The following is a 2,155-nucleotide window of genomic DNA, read 5'->3' on the forward strand; positions in this document are numbered from 1 at the left end:
GCGATGGAGCGCCATGGACCGGACGCGGACCGAAAGCCGTCAGAACGTCGGGGGTTCAGCATCAGTCGACTCTCCGCATGACCGAGGGGCAGTTGCTTGACGTCGAGCGCCGCCGTTCCGACTTGCGTGCTGGCCAGCTGTCACGGGGCGCGTTCAACGCACAGATCGACCGTTTGCTCAGCGCGCGCTGATCCTTCGTCCGGGAGCTGGCGGTCAGCCGTTTCAGCTACCTCCCACCCGCCATTCAGACCAAAGGTGGCATGGTCCCGCCCCGGAACGGCCATGCCGAACCATATGTTGCGCCTCGGCCCCAGGGTGATATCAGACCTGTCAAGACCGCTTTGGGCGGCCGCCTTTAGAACCCCGCGAGATTCGCCATGAACGCGCCCACCGCTTTCCCCGACCAGTCCAAGCCCGTCCCGCCCTACAAGCACACGCCGCTGTTTCCGCTCGGGCCGGACACCACGCCCTACAAGAAGATCACGACCGAGGGCGTCAGGGTCGAGAAGGTCCTGGGCCGCGACATGCTGGTGGTGTCGCGCGAGGCGCTGCGGACGCTGTCGGAGGCCGCGTTCGGCGAGATCAACCATTTCCTGCGCCCCGGCCATCTAAAGCAGCTGCGCAGCATCCTGGACGATGCGGAGGCCAGCCCGAACGACAAGTTCGTCGCGCTCGACTTCCTGAAGAACGCCAACATCTCCGCCGGCGGCGTGCTGCCGATGTGCCAGGATACCGGCACCGCGATCATCATGGGCAAGAAGGGCTGCAACGTCATCACCGACGGTGACGACGAGGCGGCGCTCTCCGAAGGCGCGCGCGACGCTTATCTGCGCCGGAACCTGCGCTACTCGCAGGTCGCGCCGCTGAGCATGTATGAAGAGAAGAACACCGCCAACAACATGCCGGCGCAGACCGAGATCTACGCCGAGGGCGAGGACGCCTACAAGTTCATGTTCATGGCCAAGGGCGGCGGCTCGGCCAACAAGAGCTTCCTGTTCCAGGCGACGCCGTCGGTGCTGACCAAGGACCGGCTGCTGGCGTTCCTGAAGGAGAAGATCCTCACGCTCGGCACCGCGGCTTGCCCGCCTTATCACCTCGCGATCGTCATCGGCGGCACCTCGGCCGAGCTGTGCATGAAGACGGTGAAGCTCGCCTCGGCGCGCTATCTCGACGCGCTGCCGACCCACGGCTCCGCCGACGGCAACGCCTTCCGCGATGTCGAGATGGAGCAGGAGATCCACAAGATGACGCAGAGCCTGGGAGTAGGGGCCCAGTTCGGCGGCAAGTATTTCTGCCACGACGTCCGCGTCATCCGCATGCCGCGCCACGGCGCAAGCCTGCCGATCGGGCTCGGCGTGTCCTGCTCGGCCGATCGCCAGGTGCTCGGCAAGATCACCAGGGACGGCGTCTATCTCGAGGAGCTCGAGCATCATCCGGCGCAGTACCTGCCGGAGGTCGAGCAGGCGCTCGGTGGCGAGGTCGTGAAGATCGACCTGAACCAGCCGATGAAGGACATCCTCGCCACGCTGTCGAAGAATCCGATCAAGACCCGGCTGTCGCTGACCGGCACCATGATCGTCGCCCGCGACGCTGCGCATGCCAAGCTGCGCGAGCGCCTCGACCGCGGCGAGCCGCTGCCAGACTACTTCAAGAACCACCCCGTGTACTACGCCGGTCCCGCCAAGACCCCCGACGGCTACGCCTCCGGCGCATTCGGCCCGACCACGGCGGGCCGCATGGATTCCTTCGTCGACCAGTTCCAGGCCGCCGGCGGCTCGATGGTCATGGTCGCCAAGGGCAACCGCGCGCCCGCGGTGCGCGAGGCCTGCAAGAAGCACGGCGGCTTCTATCTCGGCTCGATCGGCGGCGCCGCGGCGAACCTCGCCGAGCACTGCATCAAGAAGGTCGAGGTCGTCGAATATCCCGAACTCGGCATGGAAGCCATCTGGCGCATCGAGGTCGTGGACTTCCCGGCCTTCATCATCATCGACGACAAGGGCAACGACTTCTTCAAGGAGCTGAACCTCGGCTGAGGCGAAGCGGGGGTGGTGTTTGTTGCGGGCGGCCGGGAGCGATCCCGGCCGTTGGTGTTTGTGTGTAGAAGGCGAACGTGTTCGTATCTTTCGAGGTGGCAGACCGCGCGCCGCAACGGCAC

General features: G+C 65.8%; 2 protein-coding genes. Both read left to right on the forward strand.

Annotation, left to right across the window (positions count from 1 at the left end):
• Positions 1-191, forward strand: a 191-nt coding sequence (locus BRAS3809_RS37045) for a hypothetical protein (protein ID WP_210161098.1), incomplete at its 5' end; no start/stop codon positions are given.
• Positions 192-377: 186 nt separating this feature from the next.
• Entirely contained in the window at positions 378-2,033 is a 1,656-nt protein-coding gene (locus tag BRAS3809_RS10135; protein WP_008961995.1) for a fumarate hydratase, read from the forward strand.
• Positions 2,034-2,155: the final 122 nt, after the last annotated feature.

It is taken from the genome of Bradyrhizobium sp. STM 3809, from assembly GCF_000239795.1.
GTDB lineage: Bacteria > Pseudomonadota > Alphaproteobacteria > Rhizobiales > Xanthobacteraceae > Bradyrhizobium.

Bases quoted from the DNA above. Each gene is read 5' to 3' on its own strand.
- BRAS3809_RS10135 (WP_008961995.1), top strand. From the start codon at position 378: ATGAACGCGCCCACCGCTTTCCCCGACCAGTCCAAGCCCGTCCCGCCC.